This window comes from Blautia sp. OF09-25XD (assembly GCF_003482095.1).
GTDB classification, from domain to species: Bacteria; Bacillota; Clostridia; order Lachnospirales; family Lachnospiraceae; genus Fusicatenibacter; species Fusicatenibacter saccharivorans.
The window spans coordinates 76,392-94,247 of sequence record NZ_QUMG01000018.1; the positions used below are offsets into that span (position 1 = coordinate 76,392).

Below are 17,856 nucleotides of genomic sequence, written 5' to 3' on the forward strand. Positions count from 1 at the left end.
GTATCCCTTTTACAGTAATAGTCTATTCGAAACCAATCTTACAGAAGCTGAATATTCATCACATCCATCACCTCTCGTGTCTCCATCGGCCATACCGAGCACTGTACCTCTCCGATGTGCGCTTTGCGCAGGAAAAACATACAGATACGGGACTGTCCGATACCGCCGCCGATTGTCTGCGGGAGAGTGCCGTTCAGAATGGATTTCTGGAAGGGAAGCTTCGCGCGGGACTGGCATCCGCATTCCTTTAACTGAGCGCGGAGAGCATCTGCGTTGACGCGGATACCCATGGAGGAGAGCTCAAGAGCGATGTCAAGCACTGGATAATAAACGATCAGGTCGCCGTTTAAGGACCAGTCGTCGTAGTCCGGGGAACGTCCGTCCTGACGCTCTCCGGAAGCAAGCACGCCGCCGATCTGCATAATAAAGACAGCACCTTTTTCTTTGGTGATTGTATACTCTCTTTCCTTTGGAGTCAGATCCGGATAGCGATCCTCAAGTTCCTGGGAAGTGATAAAGAAAATTTCATCCGGCAGAATGGTTTCGATGTAGTCGTACTGGTCTGCCATATGTTTTTCCGTGTTTTTCAGTGCCTCATAGATATCTTTTACGGTACTCTTTAAGAAATCAAGATTGCGTTCTTCCGGGGACATGATTTTTTCCCAGTCCCACTGATCCACGTAAACGGAGTGAATGTTGTCGGTCACCTCGTCCTGGCGGATGGCGTTCATATCGGTGTAGATGCCTTCTCCCTCAGAGAAGCCGTATTTGTGAAGTGCATACCGTTTCCATTTTGCCAGAGACTGAACAATTTCAGCGGTTTTCTTGGTACCCTGATCCTTTAACTCAAAAGAAACCGGGTGTTCTACGCCATTCAGATTGTCATTCAAGCCGGTTTCCGGCTGTACAAAAAGTGGAGCTGTTACACGGAGCAGATGCAGACGATGTGTCAGCTCATGCTGGAAATAATCCTTTACTGTTTTAATTGCCACCTGTGTATCGTGGAGGTTTAATGCAGATTTGTAACCCTGCGGAATAATAATTTCTCCCATTACTTTAAAACCCTCTTGTTTTAGATTTGCTTTTCGAATCATGCCTTCTCAAAAAGCTTCAAATTTAGTTTACCATGTTTTCCCTGGAAAGCAAGGAAAAGATACGAAAAAACCAAAGATAGTAAAGAATTTTTTCGACATATTTTCCTTGCTGAATTTCTCCCCGGAAATACGAAATTTTCCGAAAATCAGAGCGCTTATGAAAGAGGCGGAATTATTCGGAAACCCACTGGCGCAGAAACGCTGCGGACTGTTCGATGAACGATAACTGATCCGGTGCATCGAAATGCTCGATGGCGAGATAACCGTCGTAATCGCACGCTTCTAAATCTGTAAGAAGCTTTGCCATCGGCAGATATCCCGTTCCGGCCGGTGTCTGGCCAAGGCCGCGGCAGAAACGTCCGTGAACGAGCGGACTTTCGGCACGATCCTTACAGTGAACATGGACAATATAATCCTTCAGAAGCCAGGCAGCATACGAAACATCCTCATCACTGAAAGCAAAATTTCCGATATCAAGCGTATACCGCAGCCCCGGCACGTGCTCCATAAACCAGAGCAGCGGATATGTGCGTGCAAACGGCTGTAAAAAACCGTCAAAGTCCTCTAAGGTAATCGAAACGCCACGTAAAGCCGCATATTCGGCGAGTGAGGAAAGCGCATGTACCATATTTTGAATCGATTTGTTTTCGGCCATAAAAGTACTCGTTGCCTCATAGGTGCTGCTGCAGGCTGCAAGCTCTGCCGCTTCGGCAGTTTCAAGCGCGCCTGCAACAAACAGGACACGCGAAACCTGCTGCGATGCCGCAGTATCGAGCATCTGCTGTGCTCTGCCAAGATCCGTATCATGGGAAAAATCAAAGGTTTCATGCATACAGCTGATCACCAGCCCCGCATCGGAAAGCATCGGGGCAATGACCTCTTTTTCTGATGCAAACAGACTGTAGTTCATCTCAACAGCCGAAATTCCCTGATCCCTGCAGAACGCGAGCACTTCCGGAATCGTCTTACCGGACTGCTCACACGCCTGTAGAATGTGTTCGTAAAAAACGGAAAGCTTTCTCATATAACATTTCCTCCTGATTTATGCAATGTGTACACGGATTCCATCCGCGTATTGCAGAACATTTTTGATCGTGAAATCAGACACCTGTTTTGAAAAAATCAAACGGGATACAGATATCGGTAAACTGCAGCTGCTATTTTTGGTGTGAAGAAAGATACACTTCCTCCGTAGATGGATTCACCCATGCATTATCCAGTGATGCCGGTCTTCGTACTACAGGAACGCACCAGCGTACCCCATTTTTGATAATCTTCTGAATCACCGGCATATGGTAAATGGGGTATTCCTCGTGTCCCGGCTGAAAATAGAAAATTTTGCCCAGCCCACGTGTAAAGGTGCATCCGCTGCGGAACACCTCACCGCCTGCAAACCATCCCGTAAATACCACATCATCCGGTTTGGGAATATCAAAAAACTCCCCATACATCTCTTCCTCCGGAATATCCACCCATGCCGGAATTCCCTGCGCGATCGGATGGGTCGGACACGTACAGAACAGTCTCTCACGATCCCCATGCCGCCACCGAAGCGTCATACTTGTTCCGAGAAGCTTCCGCATAATCTTGGAATAATGCCCTGAATGCAGAACTACCAGCCCCATTCCGGCCAGCACATGACGCCGAACCCGCTCGGCCACATCGTCCGAGAACTCCTCCTGCAGCATATGATTCCAGAACACCAGCACATCGGTATTTGCCAGCACTTCTTCCGTCAGCCCATGCTCCTTCTCGTCAAACACAGCCGTCCGAACCGAAAGCTCCTCCTCTTGTCCCAGAAACTTTGCAATACAGGTGTGGATCCCGTCCGGATAAATCTCTTTCACTTTCTCCTGCGTTCGCTCATGCTGAAACTCATTCCAGACCGTAACTCGTATCATTCGTCCATCCTCCTTCTATAAGAAAAAAATGTATCATTTTCAAAAAGTTATCGATAGCAAATCTTGAAAATAATGAAAAAAGCAGTCGTTCACACTCTGCGGTACTGAATTTTTGCGTTATTTTCCGACCTTACTATAAATTATACTCGTGCTATACCAATATTTCAATTCACAAATTCCTTGACATCCCCTCCGAAATCCCGTATACTAAACAATGCGCAGCCGGGGAGATAGCGGTGCCCTGTACCCGCAATCCGCTACAGCGGGGGTGATGCCAATCCGAGGGCTTTTTCATTGCGAAGCTGCCTTCTATAAGTGACGTTGACGTCTGGGTCTTACGCAACAGGACTCCATGAACCGTGTCAGGGCAGGAATGCAGCAGCACTAAGTGGAATCTCCTGTGTGCCGTGAGGGTGCCTGGGCCGAGTAGGCTGTAGGAGTAACGTTTGTGGTGAGAGTTCGAAGTGCGGCGCGCATAAAAAAGAAAATCCAAGGAAGCCTGAACCACAGACTTCCTTTTTTCGTACAAAAAATAGAAACTCCCGCGCTTTCTTCCCCCGAACTATTGTGAGAACGAAAAAAATAGGGTATAATGTAAACATTCCATAATACTGCCAAGAAACAAGAAGCAGTCGTGAAAATCTAATAAAGAACAGGATGGGAAAAGTCATATGTTAAGAATTGGTCTGTTAACAAGCGGCGGAGACTGCCAGGCATTAAATGCGACCATGCGCGGAGTCGTAAAAGGCCTTGCAAACAATGTAAAAGATCTCGAAGTATACGGATTCATGAACGGCTATAAAGGCCTCATCTACAGCGATTACCGCATGCTCAGTGCAAAAGATTTTTCCGGTATATTAACACAGGGAGGAACTATTCTCGGAACCTCACGTCAGCCGTTCAAGCTGATGCGTACCCCAGATGCAAACGGTCTGGACAAAGTGGAAGCAATGAAGCATACCTACCACAAGCTCCTTCTGGACTGCCTTGTCATTCTTGGCGGAAACGGAACCCAGAAAACAGCAAACCTCTTGAGAGAGGAAGGACTGAATATTATCCATCTTCCGAAAACCATCGATAATGATATCTACGGAACGGATATGACCTTCGGTTTCTACAGTGCCGTCAATATTGCATCCGATGCGATCGACTGCATCCATACAACAGCCTCCTCTCACCAGAGAGTTTTTATCGTAGAGGTTATGGGTCATAAAGTAGGCTGGCTGACTCTGTACGCCGGAATCGCAAGCGGCGCAGACGTTATCCTGATTCCGGAAATTCCATACGATATTGAAAAAGTATGCGAGGCTATCAACAGACGAAAAGAGCGCGGAAGTGGATTCACCATTCTTGCCGTTGCCGAGGGTGCAATTGCAAAAGAAGACGCAGCACTTCCGAAGAAAGAGCTGAAAAAACGTCAGGAAGAAATCGCAAAGAAATACCCGTCCGTATCCTACAAGATCGCAGAAGAGATCGAGGCAAAGACAGGCATGGAAATCCGCGTCACCGTACCGGGCCACATGCAGCGAGGCGGCAGCCCGTGTCCGTATGACCGTGTCCTTTCCACAAGACTCGGATCCGAGGCAGCACAGCTTATTCTGGACAAACAGTACGGCTACATGGTCGGAATGGTCAACGGAAAAGTAAAGAAAATTCCGCTGGGCGAGTGCGCCGGAAAATTAAAGACCGTAGATCCGAATGCACAGGAAGTCCTGCAGGCAAAACGGATGGGAATCAGCTTCGGCGATTGATGCGTTCCCGAAAAAGGCAAGGAAGAAGAACGGAGGCCTTAAAGCAAGAAGAACAAGGTCTCCGTTCTTCTGCTGCACTGCTGTCCAAAAGAAACTGCCGGCGGCAGGCTTCCATGCCGATGCAATAAAAGGAGAAAAATTTTATGAGCTATACTGCTCTGTACCGAAAATTCCGTCCTTCCACCTTTGAGGATGTAAAAGGACAGGATCACATTGTAACAACATTAAAAAATCAGATCCGCGCGGACCGCATCGGTCATGCGTATCTGTTCTGCGGAACCCGCGGAACAGGAAAAACGACGATCGCCAAGATTCTCGCCCGCTCGGTCAACTGCGAACATCCCGTGGACGGAAGCCCGTGCAACGAATGTCCGACGTGTAAGGCGATTCTGGCGGGCGTTTCCACGAACGTCATCGAGATCGACGCGGCATCGAACAACGGTGTCGACAACATCCGTGAAATCCGTGAGGAGGTAGCCTACCGGCCGACACAGGGACGGTATAAAGTCTATATCATCGACGAGGTGCATATGCTTTCTACCGGAGCGTTCAATGCACTCTTAAAAACCCTGGAGGAGCCGCCGTCCTATGTCATCTTCATTCTGGCGACCACAGAGGCAAACAAAATCCCGGTGACGATCCTTTCCAGATGCCAGCGGTACGATTTCCGCCGCATCACGATCGATACCATCGCGGCGCGTCTTAGTGAACTGATGGAAAAAGAGGGCGTGGACGTCGAAGAAAAAGCCATCCGCTACGTCGCAAAGGCGGGCGACGGCTCCATGCGAGACGCGTTAAGCTCCTGGACCAGTGCATCGCCTTCTACCTCGGGCAGAAGCTGACGTACGATAAAGTCCTTGAGGTTCTCGGAACTGTTGATACCGAAATCTTCAGCCAGATGCTCCGCACGATCCTCGCCGGGGATGTAACGGGAAGCATCCGCACGCTGGAAACCCTTTTAAATCGCGGAAAAGAGCTGGGACAGTTCGTTACCGACTTTACGTGGTATCTGCGGAATCTGCTGTTGGTAAAAAGCGCAGATGAAACCGAAGAACTGCTCGACGTCTCTACAGAAAACCTGAAGCTCTTAAAAGAAGAGAGCACGATGGTAGACGATGAGACGCTGATCCACTATATCCGCGTTTTATCCGAGCTCTCCGGCCAGCTCCGCTATGCGGCGCAGAAGCGCGTGCTCGTTGAGGTGGCGCTCGTCAAACTCTGCAAACCGCAGATGGAGCAGAACCTCGAATCCGTGCTGGAGCGGCTTAGGATTCTCGAAGAAAAAATGGAGCGCGGAATCCCGATGATGGTGACAAATGCACCGGGAGCAGGAAACGGCAGTGCAGGAGGCTCCGGAGCGGCCGGAGACGGCTATGCGGCGGCAGAAACACCGCAGAGTGCACCGGCACCAGTGAAAGCTGCACCGGCGGATTTACAGCGCATCAGCGCGTCCTGGAAGGCAATTGTCGGCCAGACAAGCGGCATGTTCCGCCAGTTTCTGCAGAGCGCCGTTCCGAAATACAACAGCGAGACGGGCGACGCCAAACTGTTTGTTGAGTTTGCAGACCAGCTCGCATCCATCTACGTTGAGCGGCCGGAGGCAGCCGATGAGATCCGCACCATTATTGAACAGATGACTGGAAAAACCGTAGAGGTCCAGCTCATTTTAGCAGACCAGCATGCAAACGCCGCGCTCTCCACGATTTCCGTGGATGATGCACTGACGCAGGCGATTCATGGAATCCCGGTCGAGGAGGACGACGAGAGCGACTTCGACGACGGGGAAGAATAAATTAAAAACAAATTTTTCAGGAGGATATTACCCATGGCAAAAAGAGGAGGATTCCCGGGAGGAATGCCGGGCAACATGAACAATCTGATGAAGCAGGCTCAGAAAATGCAGAAGCAGATGGAAGAGAACCAGAAAGCACTGGAGGAGAAAGAGTTCACTGCGACAGCAGGCGGCGGAGCCGTAGAAGTAACCATTTCCGGTAAAAAAGAAGTAACCAAAGTTAAAATCAGCGAAGATGCCGTAGATCCGGACGACGTAGAAATGCTCGAAGATCTGATCATGGCAGCAACCAACGAAGCACTGCGCAAAGTTGAGGACGAGGCAGCCAAAGCTATGGGCAAACTTGCCGGCGGACTCGGCAGCATGGGCGGAGGATTCCCGTTCTGATGGATTACTACAGCGGATACATCAATCAGTTGATCGAGCAGCTGTCCCATCTGCCTGGCATCGGTGTGAAAACCGCACAGCGACTGGCCTTTCATATTATGAATATGCCGGCCGACCAGGCAAAACGGCTGGCCGATTCGATCACAGAAGCAAAATCCCACGTCCAGTACTGCAAGTGCTGCCAGACCCTGACCGACAAAGAGCTGTGCCCGATCTGCGCAAATGTCAAGCGCGACCACAGCGTGATCATGGTGGTGGAGACGACGCAGGATCTTGCGGCATATGAAAAAACCGGAAAATACGACGGCGTTTACCACGTCCTGCACGGGGCCATCTCCCCGATGCTGGGGATTGGGCCGGACGACATCCGGTTAAAAGAGCTGATGCAGCGCCTCCAGGGCGATGTCTCGGAGGTTATCGTTGCCACGAACTCCAGCCTGGAGGGCGAGACAACGGCCATGTACATCAGCAAGCTGATCAAGCCGACCGGAATCAAGGTGACGCGGATTGCAAGCGGCGTTCCGGTGGGCGGCGATCTGGAAAATATTGACGAAGTCACCCTTCTGCGTGCGTTAGAGGGCAGAACGGAGCTGTAATTATGGGCAGAAAAAAAGTGACATCCAGTGATGTCGCAGCAGCCTCAGGCGTATCCCAGGCGACGGTCTCCATGATCCTGAACCGGCGGGAAAACGTTTCGTTCTCGCGGGAAACAGTAGAAAAAGTGGAGGCGGCGGCAAAAGAGCTGGGCTACCAGATTCCGCGGCGGAAGATGAGAAGAGAGTCGAACGGCAACAAGCTGATCGTCGTCTTCTGTCCGACGCTGACGAATCCTTACTATGTGATGCTGCTGCACGGCATCGAAGAAGTTGCAAAAGAGAAGAATTACGGGGTCTTTGTCTGCAATACGCAGAGGGACCTGAAAATCGAAGAGAATTATCTTCGGATGATGAAGAGTGTGCGCCCACGCGGCATTATCTACACCTGCAATCCGAGCAGAAGCTGCAAGGAAAAAGTGGAGGAGCTGGCCGCGGAGATTCCGCTTGTCATCATCAACAACCGAGAAGAGCTGCTGGAAATTGATGCGGTCGAGCTGAACAATGCAAAACCCGGCAGGCTGATGGCACGCCACCTGCTGGAACTGGGACACCGGCATGTGGCGTTTGTTTCACCTCCGCTGACTTCCAAACAGGGCCAGCGCCTGAAACGCGTGGAGGGCTTTGTGCGCGAGTTTGAGGAGGCAGGATACGGCGACGGCGTGATCGTCAAATCGGCGGATGAGGACCTCGACGAGGTGATCCCGAGCATGGATTCTGAGTACAAGATGGGCTATTATCTGACGAAGGAACTGCTGCGGGAGGACAAGAACCTTACGGCAATCGTCGGCATGAATGATATGATAGCGTTCGGGATCATGGACGCCGTGCTCGAGAGCAAACTGCGCATTCCGGCGGATATTTCTGTAGTGGGATGTGACAACACCGTCTATTCCAGCTTCCGCTCGATTTCCCTGACGACGATCGACCACTATGTGCCATTGAAGGGCCGCGATGCGTGCGATATCATCCTGCGGAAAATCCAGTCTCTTCGGGAAAGCCAGGACGGCAATGAACCCTTAAGCACGTATCATGTCGAGTATGAGCCGAAACTGATCGTGCGGCGCAGCACTTCGTATGCAAGAACCGAAAAATTAAAAAATAAATAGGACGGCTGAAATTATTATTAATAATTTTGAATAAAACAGCTCCGACGCAAACCGGGAAAACACAAAGAAAAGGAAAAACCGGAAAAAATGAGAAAAAATCCGCCAGAGTAATTTATAAAATAGTATTTATAAATAATAAAATTAATTAATAAAAATGAGGCCGACTTGACGGAAAAACCAAACATATCTATACTGGAGATAACAGAAAAACGGAGCCGTTCTGCGGAAAACAACAGGCCCCGAAACCTTACGAAAGTATGAATATGGGAGGAAAAACAACATGAGATTTTTCATCGACACAGCAAAAGTAGAGGACATTAAAAAAGCAAACGACATGGGCGTTATCTGCGGCGTTACCACCAACCCGTCCCTGATCGCAAAAGAAGGACGTGACTTCAAAGAGGTCATCAAAGAGATCACCGAGATCGTAGACGGACCGATCAGCGGCGAGGTAAAAGCTACCACAACAGATGCAGAAGGCATGATCAAAGAAGGCCGTGAGATCGCAGCCATCCATCCAAACATGGTTGTTAAAATCCCGATGACCGTAGAAGGACTCAAAGCTGTTAAAGTTCTGAGCGCAGAGGGCATCAAGACAAACGTAACCCTGATCTTCTCCGCAAACCAGGCACTTCTGGCTGCAAGAGCAGGTGCAACTTATGTTTCCCCATTCCTTGGAAGACTCGATGACATCAGCACCCGCGGCGTTGATCTGATCCGTGAAATCGTTGAGATCTTCGACGTAGCCGGTATCGACACCGAGATCATCGCAGCAAGCGTCCGCAACCCGATCCACGTAACCGACTGCGCACTGGCTGGTGCAGACATTGCAACTGTTCCATACAACGTAATCGTACAGATGACCAAACATCCTCTGACCGACGCCGGAATCGCAAAATTCCAGGCTGACTACAAAGCTGTATTCGGCGAATAAGACCTAAACATGATTGCATAAAAGCTGGAAATATGGTATTGTGAACAAAGTGAACAATAGCGATATTTCCAGCTTTTGATTCCGATCCAACTAAACAAGGAGAAAAGACATGAACAAGTTAGAACTTCAGAAGACGGCCAATGAGATCCGCAAAGGGATCGTCAGCGGCGTCCATGCAGCAAAGGCCGGCCATCCGGGCGGATCTCTGTCTGCAGCCGATATTTTCACGTATCTGTATTTTGAAGAAATGAACGTGGACCCGAAAAATCCAAAAGATCCGGACCGCGATCGTTTTGTACTTTCGAAAGGCCACACAGCGCCGGGACTCTACGCAGCACTGGCTGAAAAAGGTTACTTCCCGAAAGAAGACCTGCTGACCCTTCGTCACCTTGGCTCTTACCTGCAGGGACATCCGGATATGAAACATATCCCGGGCGTTGATATGTCAAGCGGTTCCCTCGGACAGGGAATCTCCGCAGCAGTCGGAATGGCACTCGGTGCAAAACTGCAGAACAAAGCATTTCGTGTTTATACACTTCTTGGCGATGGTGAAATCCAGGAAGGTCAGGTCTGGGAGGCAGCCATGTTTGCCGGAGCAAAACATCTGGACAACCTCGTTGTGATCGTAGACAACAACGGACTTCAGATCGACGGAAACGTAGCAGATGTCAACAGTCCGTACCCGATCGACAAAAAATTCGAGGCATTCAACTTCCACGTAATCAACGTAGCGGACGGCAACGATTTCGATCAGCTGAAAGCTGCATTTGATGAGGCGCGCACCGTAACAGGCATGCCGACCGCCATCATCACAAAGACCGTAAAAGGAAAAGGCGTTTCCTTCATGGAGAACCAGGTAGGCTGGCACGGAAAAGCTCCGAACGATGAAGAATACGCAATTGCTATGGCAGAACTGGAAAAGGCAGGTGAAGCGTTATGTCAGAAGTAAAGAAAATCGCAACAAGAGAAAGTTACGGTAATGCACTGGTTGAACTTGGCGCAGACCATGACAATCTGATCGTACTCGACGCTGACCTTGCAGCAGCAACCAAGACCGGTGTGTTCAAAAAAGCATATCCGGACCGTCACATCGACTGTGGTATCGCAGAATGTAATATGATGGGAATCGCTGCCGGTCTTTCCACCACAGGCATCGTTCCGTTCGCAAGCACCTTCGCGATGTTTGCCGCAGGCCGTGCGTTTGAGCAGGTGCGCAACTCTATCGGATACCCGCATCTGAACGTAAAAATCGGTGCTACCCATGCCGGAATTTCCGTAGGAGAAGACGGCGCAACACATCAGTGCAATGAGGATATCGCCCTGATGAGAACCATCCCGGGCATGGTCATCCTGAACCCGGCAGATGATGTAGAGGCAAAAGCCTGCGTGAAAGCAGCTTATGAATACAACGGACCGGTTTACCTTCGTTTCGGACGTCTGGCAGTGCCGGTGATCAACGACAGACCGGATTACAAATTTGAGCTCGGAAAAGGCGTTGTTCTCCGTGAAGGCAAGGATGTCACCATCGTTGCAACAGGCCTTTGCGTAAGCTCCGCTCTGGAAGCAGCAGAGAAACTTGCCGCAGACGGCATTGATGCCAAGATCATCAACATCCACACCATCAAACCGCTGGATGAGGAGCTGATCGTAGCAGCAGCAAAAGAGACCGGTAAAGTCGTAACCGTAGAAGAGCACTCCGTCATCGGAGGACTTGGAAGCGCAGTCTGCGACGCACTGGCAGAGAAATGCCCGGTTCCGGTGAAGAAAATCGGTGTACAGGACGTCTTCGGAGAGTCCGGCCCGGCAGTCGCTCTTCTTGCAAAATACAAACTCGACGGCGAGGGCGTTTACGAGCAGGTAAAAGAGTTCTGTAAATAAGATTTTTCGAAATAAATGACAAAAGAAAACAGGCAGAGGCCATACCAGAAAACGGTGCAGTCTCTGCCTGTTTTGTTGTCTGCAGTTTTTCTTAAAGCAGAAGTTCGCTTGTCCCGGCCGCCTCAAGTTCCCGGCAGGCGAGCAGGATTCCCTGCGAGATGGATTCCGCCATATGAAAAATCGTCGCAAGCCGGGTTGTCTGCAGAAGAAGCTGCTCAAAACTGCCCGATACATTCACAATGCCTGTGATAAAAATATCCCCGACCTCGGGCAGCGTCTTTCCTGCCCCCGCGCCCGGCCGGATCGCCCCGTTTCCGATCGTGATGTATCCCTGATGACGCCGCGAACCAAGCGAAGCATCGATCGCAACGAGCAGTGCCTCCGGGTGGCGGGAATGGATGTACGAAATCCGGTCCGGCAGATTCAGGGCGTGCACCGGGTCATCCAGAGTTCCGTAGACATGAAAAACGCGGCTGCAGTACGGCGAAAGCTGGTACCCGATCAGCGGTCCTAAGGAATCCCCAGTGATCCGGTCGCTTCCGATGCAGAGAAATACCAGTTCACGGAATATGCGTCCGTCCTTTTGAATGCAGTAAGAAAACAGCGACGCCAGCTCTTCGCTGGCGCTGCGGCTTCGCTCATTGATGTAGTAAACTTCGGCGTCTTTTTTTCGAAACATGACCGGTACCTGCCTTTCAGAAGAATCATCCACAGTTTAACCGTATATGGTATAAACTATTCCTGCAATGAAAAAAACATGACATGCCCTCTGGTGCAGAAAAACGGGAAAACAGTCGGAAAAAACCGTGACAGCCCTGCCCCAAAACGATCTTTTTCGCGGAACATCCGTGATAAAGTAGGCAAAAAGGGGTGAAAAGCATGATTGAGATTGTCTATAAAGAAAACAAAGAGCAGGCGAACGGCAACGAGGGATACTTTCATCTGCCGAAAAATATCCGCCAGGTCGGTGATACGAACGGCAGGGAGCGGATTTATCTGGAAGATTATGTCGGAACCTTTCTGAAAAAATATTTTCCGCACCAGAGGGACGTGCCGCCATGCTGTTCGGCGAATTTAAGTGGGCGGACGGAATTTCCTACTTTTTTATCCGCAGCGCGGCCGCGATTCATACGATGGAGCCGGCGCCGGATCACCTGGTCTTCGATGATGCAGTATGGACGGAGGTCCACGATGTGATGGAAAAATATTTCAAAAACCAGCAGATCCTCGGCTGGGCACTTTCTCTTCCGGGATACGGGGAGGATCTGAATGAACAGATCATCCGAGCGCATCTGAACCACTTCGGCGGAAATGACAAGACGCTGTTCCGCGTCAACGGACAGGAAAAAGAGGAAACCTTCTATACGTACGAGGGCGGCACCCTGCGGAGCACGGGAGGCTTTTACATTTATTATGAAAAGAATGAGCCGATGCAGTCGTATCTGATCGATCAGAATCAGAACCGGTCGATCGAAAACGGAGAGAGCGTGCCCGACCGCGCTGTCAGCGATTTTCGGAAGATGATTGAGGAGAAGAGCGGGGAGGAGCCGGAACACGATCACAGAAAGCCGATCCTCTATGCGATGACAGCATGCGCGGCTGCGGCGCTTCTTGTGACGGTGACGCAGAAATACGGAGATGCGCTGCCGTTTCCGGGGAAAACAAAGGAGCAGACGGTAGCAGTGGCGGGAAACGTACAGGGAGAGAAGACACAGACGGCGGAGAGTGCAGCGGAAGCATCAGCGGCGGAAGAGGGAAACACAGGGGAAAATACTTCGACACCGGAAAGCACAGGAACGGAACTGGAAACGGAAAATGAGAGCGGGAGCGCGGCGGTAAGTGAGGAGCAGAATTTATCCGGAACGGATCCGGCAGGCAGCGGAGAGCAAAGCACATTCGGCGGGGAGCAGACTGGTGCAGCGGAGAACAATACCGGTACGGCGCAGACAGATCCAGCACCGGGAGCAGAGCCATCGTCCGCCCCGGGAACTGCTTCCGGCAGTGAGACGGCAGAAACCGCCGCGCAGGTCTGGCAGGAGTACACCGTACAGAAGGGGGACAGCCTCTCGAAAATCAGTGAGAGATATTACGGAACGATGAGCAGAGTGAAAGATATCTGCGAACTGAACCAGATCGCGGTGGAAGACCTCATATATGCGGGGCAGAAAATATACCTCCCAAAATAGAGAAAAATATGGTACACTAGAGCGGAATCAAACTGCGGCCGAAAGGGCGGCAGAAAATAAGTCCGAAAAGAACATAAGGGGAATGAAAATGGACGGAAAAAACAGAGAAGAACAGGAGAACGGAGCAAAAGTCCGGGATCTTGAGGAGTATAAAGCAGAAAACAGAAAAAGAAAACGCAGACGCCGGATCACCGTCGGAATCCTTGCGGGAGCCATTCTCGCAGCCGGAATCGGTACAGGGGTATGGATTCAGCTGCGTACTTTTCAGGGATACGACACGCTGCAGGCAACAGAGACCGAAGACACCGATACGTATATGTTTCAGAAATCCGGAAATAAGATCGTGCGCTACGGCATCGACGGCATCGAACTGCGCGACCGGAAAAATCAGACCCTCTGGAGCGATCATTATACCATGGAAAATCCGCAGATGATATCCTGCGGCGATGCAATTGCCATTTATGATAAAAACGGAACGAAAATTGTTGTATACGATGCCGATGGAAAGGCCGGCGAAATTACCGCGTCGTATCCGATCGTGAAAGCATCCGTTGCAGGCCAGGGCGTCGTTGCGGCGATTCTGGAAAACAACGGGGAGAGCTGGATCAAATACTATAATACCGATGGAACGGAGATCGCCTCCTCCCACCCGAATATGGACAGTCCGGGCTATCCGATGGATCTCTCGCTTTCTTCGGACGGACTCTGGATGGCGGTTTCCTACGCTTACGAAGACGGCGGCAAGATGAAATCACAGGTCGCTTTCTACAATTTCGGGAGCAGGGGCGAGGATCTGGTGGACAACCTTGCAAGTTCATCGAGCTATACCGATATGCTGTGCCCGCAGATCGAAACCGCGGGAACATCCTCATGGGTTGCCTTCTTTGACAACGGCTTCCGCATCTATGAAGGAACGAACAAGCCGAAAGAGACAGTGAGCGTATCAGAAGATGGAGAAATTTTAAGCTGCGCGTATGCAGACGACCGCGTGGTTCTGATTCTGCGCGGGGAGAGTGACGATCATCCGTACCGGATGAAAATCTACAATCTGAAAGGAAAACAGCTTGCGGATGAAAATCTGGATTTCTATTACCAGAACCTTCAGATAGAAGAAAAACAGATTCTGCTGACGAACCGGCAGGAACTGTGTGTATATACCTTAAATGGAAGAAAGAAGTACAGCGGCGTGGTCAGCGAAACACAGATTCACGAGATCCTCGGCATGGGGCAGAACCGGTATCTGCTCGCGGAGGAGGACGGCGTTTCGATGATCCGGCTGAAATAGGAGAAGAAAAACATGAATTGGCTGAGATACGTATTACTTGCGGTGTGTATTCTTTCCGCGCTGGCTGGATATCGAAAGGGGCTGGTCCGGACAGTGCTGTCCATGGTGTCCCTGATTCTGGTGACAGGACTGGCGATCTGGATGAATCCGTATGTAACGGATGTGCTGAATGAGCGGACAACGCTGCCGCAGTATGTGGAGAAGAAATGTTTAGAGACATTTGAAAACAATGAATTTCTGTCGGGGGAAAACCAGGATGTGCAGAAGAAATGGCTGGAGAGCATGGGCGTGCCGGAGGAGCTGGTGAACCAGATCCTCGGAAGCGGCGCGGTGCGGGAGTACCAGGAGGAACAGCTGCACAGTTTGGCATCCTACGCGGCGAAGGCGGTATCGGAAAAGATTATGAAAGGGATTGCTTTCTTTCTGACGCTGGTGCTTGCCGTTGTTTTCGTGACGATTGCGGTGAAAATTGTGGAATTGATTGCGGAGATTCCGGGGATCAGCTTTTTGAACCGCATGGGAGGAGCAGGACTTGGTGTCGTGCGTGCGGTGCTGTGGATCTGGATTTTCTTTGCGGTGGTGTACTGCTTTCAGGCGACACACTGGGGGAATGTATGCATGAAGCAGATCCAGGGCGATATGGCGCTGGCATGGATTCGGGAGAATAATCCGGTGCTGATGCTGTTGAAGAATGTATTATAAGATGAGAAAAAACGGTTCCTTGTGGGGCCGTTTTTTGGTGGGAGGGGGGACGAGGAAAAGCGGACGTCGTGTGGGCGGCGGATGCGGTGGGAGGGGAGAAACGTGCCGGGGTGCGGGGCTGTGATTTGGGTGGGGCGGGAGACCTTGGCGTGGATGGGGACGGAACGGGGGAGCACCGAGACAATTCGTCAGGAAAACTGATGTTTTCCCGACTCAGTGTCTCTTGAAATCCGGCTTTGTGAGCCGGATTTCATCTCCCCCGTTCCGTCCCGTCCGCGTCAGGTTCCGCTCCCACCCAAATCAATGCCCCGCGCCCCGGCACGTTTCTCCCCTCCCACCGCATCCGCCGCCCACACGCCGACCGCTTTTTCTCTGAAGTTGAGAGCGGAAGAATCTGCTAGATAGAAGGGGATAAGAATGGAAATGAAAGAACAAATAGGATATTAGTGGAAAAAGTTGAGAGTTGTGGAAAATATGGGGGTTGAACTGATATGAAAAGAAATATCTATAAATATACGTATTTATATAAAAAAAAATTACATGTTTTTGTGAAAAAAAATATTTATGTGAATTTATAATGAATAAAAACTGAAAATATGTACAAAAAGCACATTGAAAAAAGAAGAAATATAGATATAATGTAAGTATGTAGACGAAAAAGAAAAGCTGAACAAGACTATTTGCATATGAAAAATAAAAAAAACGATGGAAAATATGTAATTATAGATGACGGGACAGCAGGGGGGCTGTTTCTGAGTGAGAATGAATACTATGTTGATGAGAATAAAAAAGTTGTTTTGTGCAATTCTGAAAAAAAAGATAATCTGTTTAGAAAGAGATATAAACTAACACATGGCGATAAGTGTTATAGTATCATCAAATATTTTTGCCCAGAGGTAGAATTTATCTCTATAAAAATTATGGAAACAGGGGAAAGAGGTAGCATTGATTCATTCAAAGCGGCGTTAGAATGGTGCTTAAAAGAAAAGATAAAACTTGTGCATATGAGTGTTGGAACAACAAATTATATAGATGCAAAAAAGATAGAAAATATTATAAAACAAATGGTTTCTAATAAAATGATATTATGTGCAGCGCTATCAAATACAAACTTTCCTACATGGCCGGCATGCTTTGATGGGGTTTTCGGGGTAAGAAATTATATTGCTAAATTGCAGGAAAAAGAAATTTCGGTGTCTAAATCATTTCCTTTTTCGGAAATGAATTCGATACAGTTAAATTTTGATGACGTTTTAAAGAAGATTGTTGGGAAAGAATACAAATCAAATAGTTTTGCAGCTCCGATTATTACTGTGCTTTTGATATGTTATTTAAGGAAAAATAAAAAAGGTTCATACCAAGATGCAAAAAAATTTATTATGAATCATATAAACAAATGTATCTATGAAAAAGAATTGGAATGGAATGGGATTGTGAATAATAAAGCGTGGTCAATTCCGATAATTTTAACACGTACTGTTATTGGGGCAAAGTTGTTATATGAGTGTTTTGGGAAGGAAGACTATGAGTGTATAGTATTAACATCAGAAAAGAACCTAAAAGAGTCTTGCGTGGCAGAAATTCCATTAGAATTTTATACGCATGGGAATGTGACAGAGACGTTAATAATGGCAGTAAATACAATATACAATCCAGATGTGCTTATTATTCAAACGGATAAAAATATATTTGAAAGTAATAGTTTGATAGATTTTGAGGTTTTTGATAAAAAAGGATGGAATGTGAAAACAAGGATGGAGCAAATGCAGTTTGAAAATTGTTATAACGCATATAAATGGATAATAATGCAACTTTTAGACGACTAAAATTTACTGGATTACTTTTGCGATCGCAATGGGTAATAAAATTATGCTCGAAGGGAGGTATTCAAATGAAGAAAACGCTTAAAAAGAAAGAACATAAGGGAAGAAATAATGTGAGTGTTTATGCAAATGGACCGTGTTCATGCACATGCTTTTCTACGTGTGGGTCTGCCTATGTTCAGAAAGCTCAGGCGCAGAATCAGTTATACACAAGTGTATTTGGATCTAATGCTAATCACTAAAATGTAAGAAAGATGAGGGTTGCTACAGTGTTAATTAGTGGTAGTCCTCATTTTAATTAGAGGATAAGTTTAAAAGTTGATTTAAGCATTATAAAAAAATCGTTTAAGAATATGGCTAGAAGTATTATAGATCCTTTGAAATAGCGTTTGTTAAAATGTTGATATGTTTGTTGTAGAGT

At 48.7% G+C, this 17,856-nt stretch carries 16 protein-coding genes, 1 other RNA gene and 1 pseudogene; 13 read left to right on the plus strand and 5 right to left on the minus strand.

Annotation, left to right across the window (positions count from 1 at the left end; translation table 11 throughout):
* Nucleotides 1-38: 38 nt before the first annotated feature.
* From asnA to DXA93_RS13920, 3 genes are all read right to left on the minus strand, one after another.
* Nucleotides 39-1,052, minus strand: coding sequence for an aspartate--ammonia ligase (gene asnA, locus DXA93_RS13910; RefSeq protein WP_022463264.1), 1,014 nt, complete (start codon nucleotides 1,050-1,052; stop codon nucleotides 39-41).
* A gap of 214 nt (nucleotides 1,053-1,266) precedes the next feature.
* Complete coding sequence (locus DXA93_RS13915) at nucleotides 1,267-2,118, minus strand: sugar phosphate isomerase/epimerase family protein (protein ID WP_119208596.1); 852 nt, start codon at nucleotides 2,116-2,118, stop codon at nucleotides 1,267-1,269.
* A 133-nt stretch (nucleotides 2,119-2,251) separates the two neighbouring features.
* Nucleotides 2,252-2,995: a ThuA domain-containing protein gene (locus tag DXA93_RS13920; RefSeq protein WP_119208598.1), complete on the minus strand. Its 744-nt coding sequence runs from the start codon at nucleotides 2,993-2,995 to the stop codon at nucleotides 2,252-2,254.
* Nucleotides 2,996-3,209: 214 nt separating this feature from the next.
* Between DXA93_RS13920 and ffs the strand changes: the two genes are divergently transcribed.
* From ffs to DXA93_RS13965, 9 genes and pseudogenes are all read left to right on the plus strand, one after another.
* An RNA gene (ffs, locus tag DXA93_RS13925) (signal recognition particle sRNA large type) lies at nucleotides 3,210-3,472 on the plus strand.
* Nucleotides 3,473-3,666: 194 nt separating this feature from the next.
* The gene (locus DXA93_RS13930; RefSeq protein WP_022463267.1) at nucleotides 3,667-4,746 is read left to right on the plus strand and encodes a 6-phosphofructokinase; all 1,080 of its coding nucleotides are present in this window, start codon (nucleotides 3,667-3,669) and stop codon (nucleotides 4,744-4,746) included.
* 143 nt (nucleotides 4,747-4,889) lie between these two features.
* A pseudogene (dnaX, locus tag DXA93_RS20700) lies at nucleotides 4,890-6,538 on the plus strand (DNA polymerase III subunit gamma/tau).
* A 33-nt stretch (nucleotides 6,539-6,571) separates the two neighbouring features.
* A complete protein-coding gene (locus DXA93_RS13940; RefSeq protein WP_022463269.1) occupies nucleotides 6,572-6,925 on the plus strand; it encodes a YbaB/EbfC family nucleoid-associated protein in 354 nt (117 codons plus the stop codon).
* Nucleotides 6,925-7,521, plus strand: a complete 597-nt coding sequence (gene recR / locus DXA93_RS13945; protein WP_022463270.1) for a recombination mediator RecR — start codon at nucleotides 6,925-6,927, stop codon at nucleotides 7,519-7,521. The genes DXA93_RS13940 and recR overlap by 1 nt, the downstream gene beginning before the upstream one ends.
* Nucleotides 7,522-7,523: 2 nt before the next feature.
* The gene (locus DXA93_RS13950; RefSeq protein ID WP_022463271.1) at nucleotides 7,524-8,627 is read left to right on the plus strand and encodes a LacI family DNA-binding transcriptional regulator; all 1,104 of its coding nucleotides are present in this window, start codon (nucleotides 7,524-7,526) and stop codon (nucleotides 8,625-8,627) included.
* A 280-nt stretch (nucleotides 8,628-8,907) separates the two neighbouring features.
* The gene (gene fsa, locus DXA93_RS13955; protein WP_022463272.1) at nucleotides 8,908-9,561 is read left to right on the plus strand and encodes a fructose-6-phosphate aldolase; all 654 of its coding nucleotides are present in this window, start codon (nucleotides 8,908-8,910) and stop codon (nucleotides 9,559-9,561) included.
* A gap of 109 nt (nucleotides 9,562-9,670) precedes the next feature.
* The gene (locus tag DXA93_RS13960) at nucleotides 9,671-10,510 is read left to right on the plus strand and encodes a transketolase (protein ID WP_055219293.1); all 840 of its coding nucleotides are present in this window, start codon (nucleotides 9,671-9,673) and stop codon (nucleotides 10,508-10,510) included.
* On the plus strand, nucleotides 10,498-11,439 hold the full coding sequence (locus tag DXA93_RS13965; RefSeq protein ID WP_119208600.1) for a transketolase family protein: 942 nt from the start codon (nucleotides 10,498-10,500) through the stop codon (nucleotides 11,437-11,439). Before DXA93_RS13960 ends, DXA93_RS13965 begins: the two co-directional genes overlap by 13 nt.
* A gap of 91 nt (nucleotides 11,440-11,530) precedes the next feature.
* On the opposite strand, the gene yyaC is transcribed toward DXA93_RS13965, so the two are convergent.
* Both yyaC and DXA93_RS13975 read right to left on the minus strand, forming a co-directional pair.
* Nucleotides 11,531-12,118 carry a spore protease YyaC gene (yyaC, locus tag DXA93_RS13970; RefSeq protein ID WP_119208602.1) on the minus strand — a complete coding sequence of 196 codons (588 nt, stop codon included), beginning with the start codon at nucleotides 12,116-12,118 and terminating at the stop codon, nucleotides 11,531-11,533.
* Nucleotides 12,119-12,174: 56 nt separating this feature from the next.
* Entirely contained in the window at nucleotides 12,175-12,480 is a 306-nt protein-coding gene (locus DXA93_RS13975; protein ID WP_119208604.1) for a hypothetical protein, read from the minus strand.
* A gap of 17 nt (nucleotides 12,481-12,497) precedes the next feature.
* Between DXA93_RS13975 and DXA93_RS13980 the strand changes: the two genes are divergently transcribed.
* The 4 genes from DXA93_RS13980 to DXA93_RS13995 all read left to right on the plus strand — a co-directional run bounded on the left by DXA93_RS13980 (nucleotide 12,498) and on the right by DXA93_RS13995 (nucleotide 17,438).
* The gene (locus DXA93_RS13980; RefSeq protein WP_243109230.1) at nucleotides 12,498-13,625 is read left to right on the plus strand and encodes a LysM peptidoglycan-binding domain-containing protein; all 1,128 of its coding nucleotides are present in this window, start codon (nucleotides 12,498-12,500) and stop codon (nucleotides 13,623-13,625) included.
* 88 nt (nucleotides 13,626-13,713) lie between these two features.
* Entirely contained in the window at nucleotides 13,714-14,910 is a 1,197-nt protein-coding gene (locus DXA93_RS13985) for a DUF5711 family protein (RefSeq protein WP_118601385.1), read from the plus strand.
* A 12-nt stretch (nucleotides 14,911-14,922) separates the two neighbouring features.
* The gene (locus DXA93_RS13990) at nucleotides 14,923-15,612 is read left to right on the plus strand and encodes a CvpA family protein (RefSeq protein ID WP_055265670.1); all 690 of its coding nucleotides are present in this window, start codon (nucleotides 14,923-14,925) and stop codon (nucleotides 15,610-15,612) included.
* Between the two features lie 686 nt (nucleotides 15,613-16,298).
* On the plus strand, nucleotides 16,299-17,438 hold the full coding sequence (locus tag DXA93_RS13995; RefSeq protein ID WP_055226864.1) for a hypothetical protein: 1,140 nt from the start codon (nucleotides 16,299-16,301) through the stop codon (nucleotides 17,436-17,438).
* Nucleotides 17,439-17,856 lie beyond the last annotated feature (418 nt).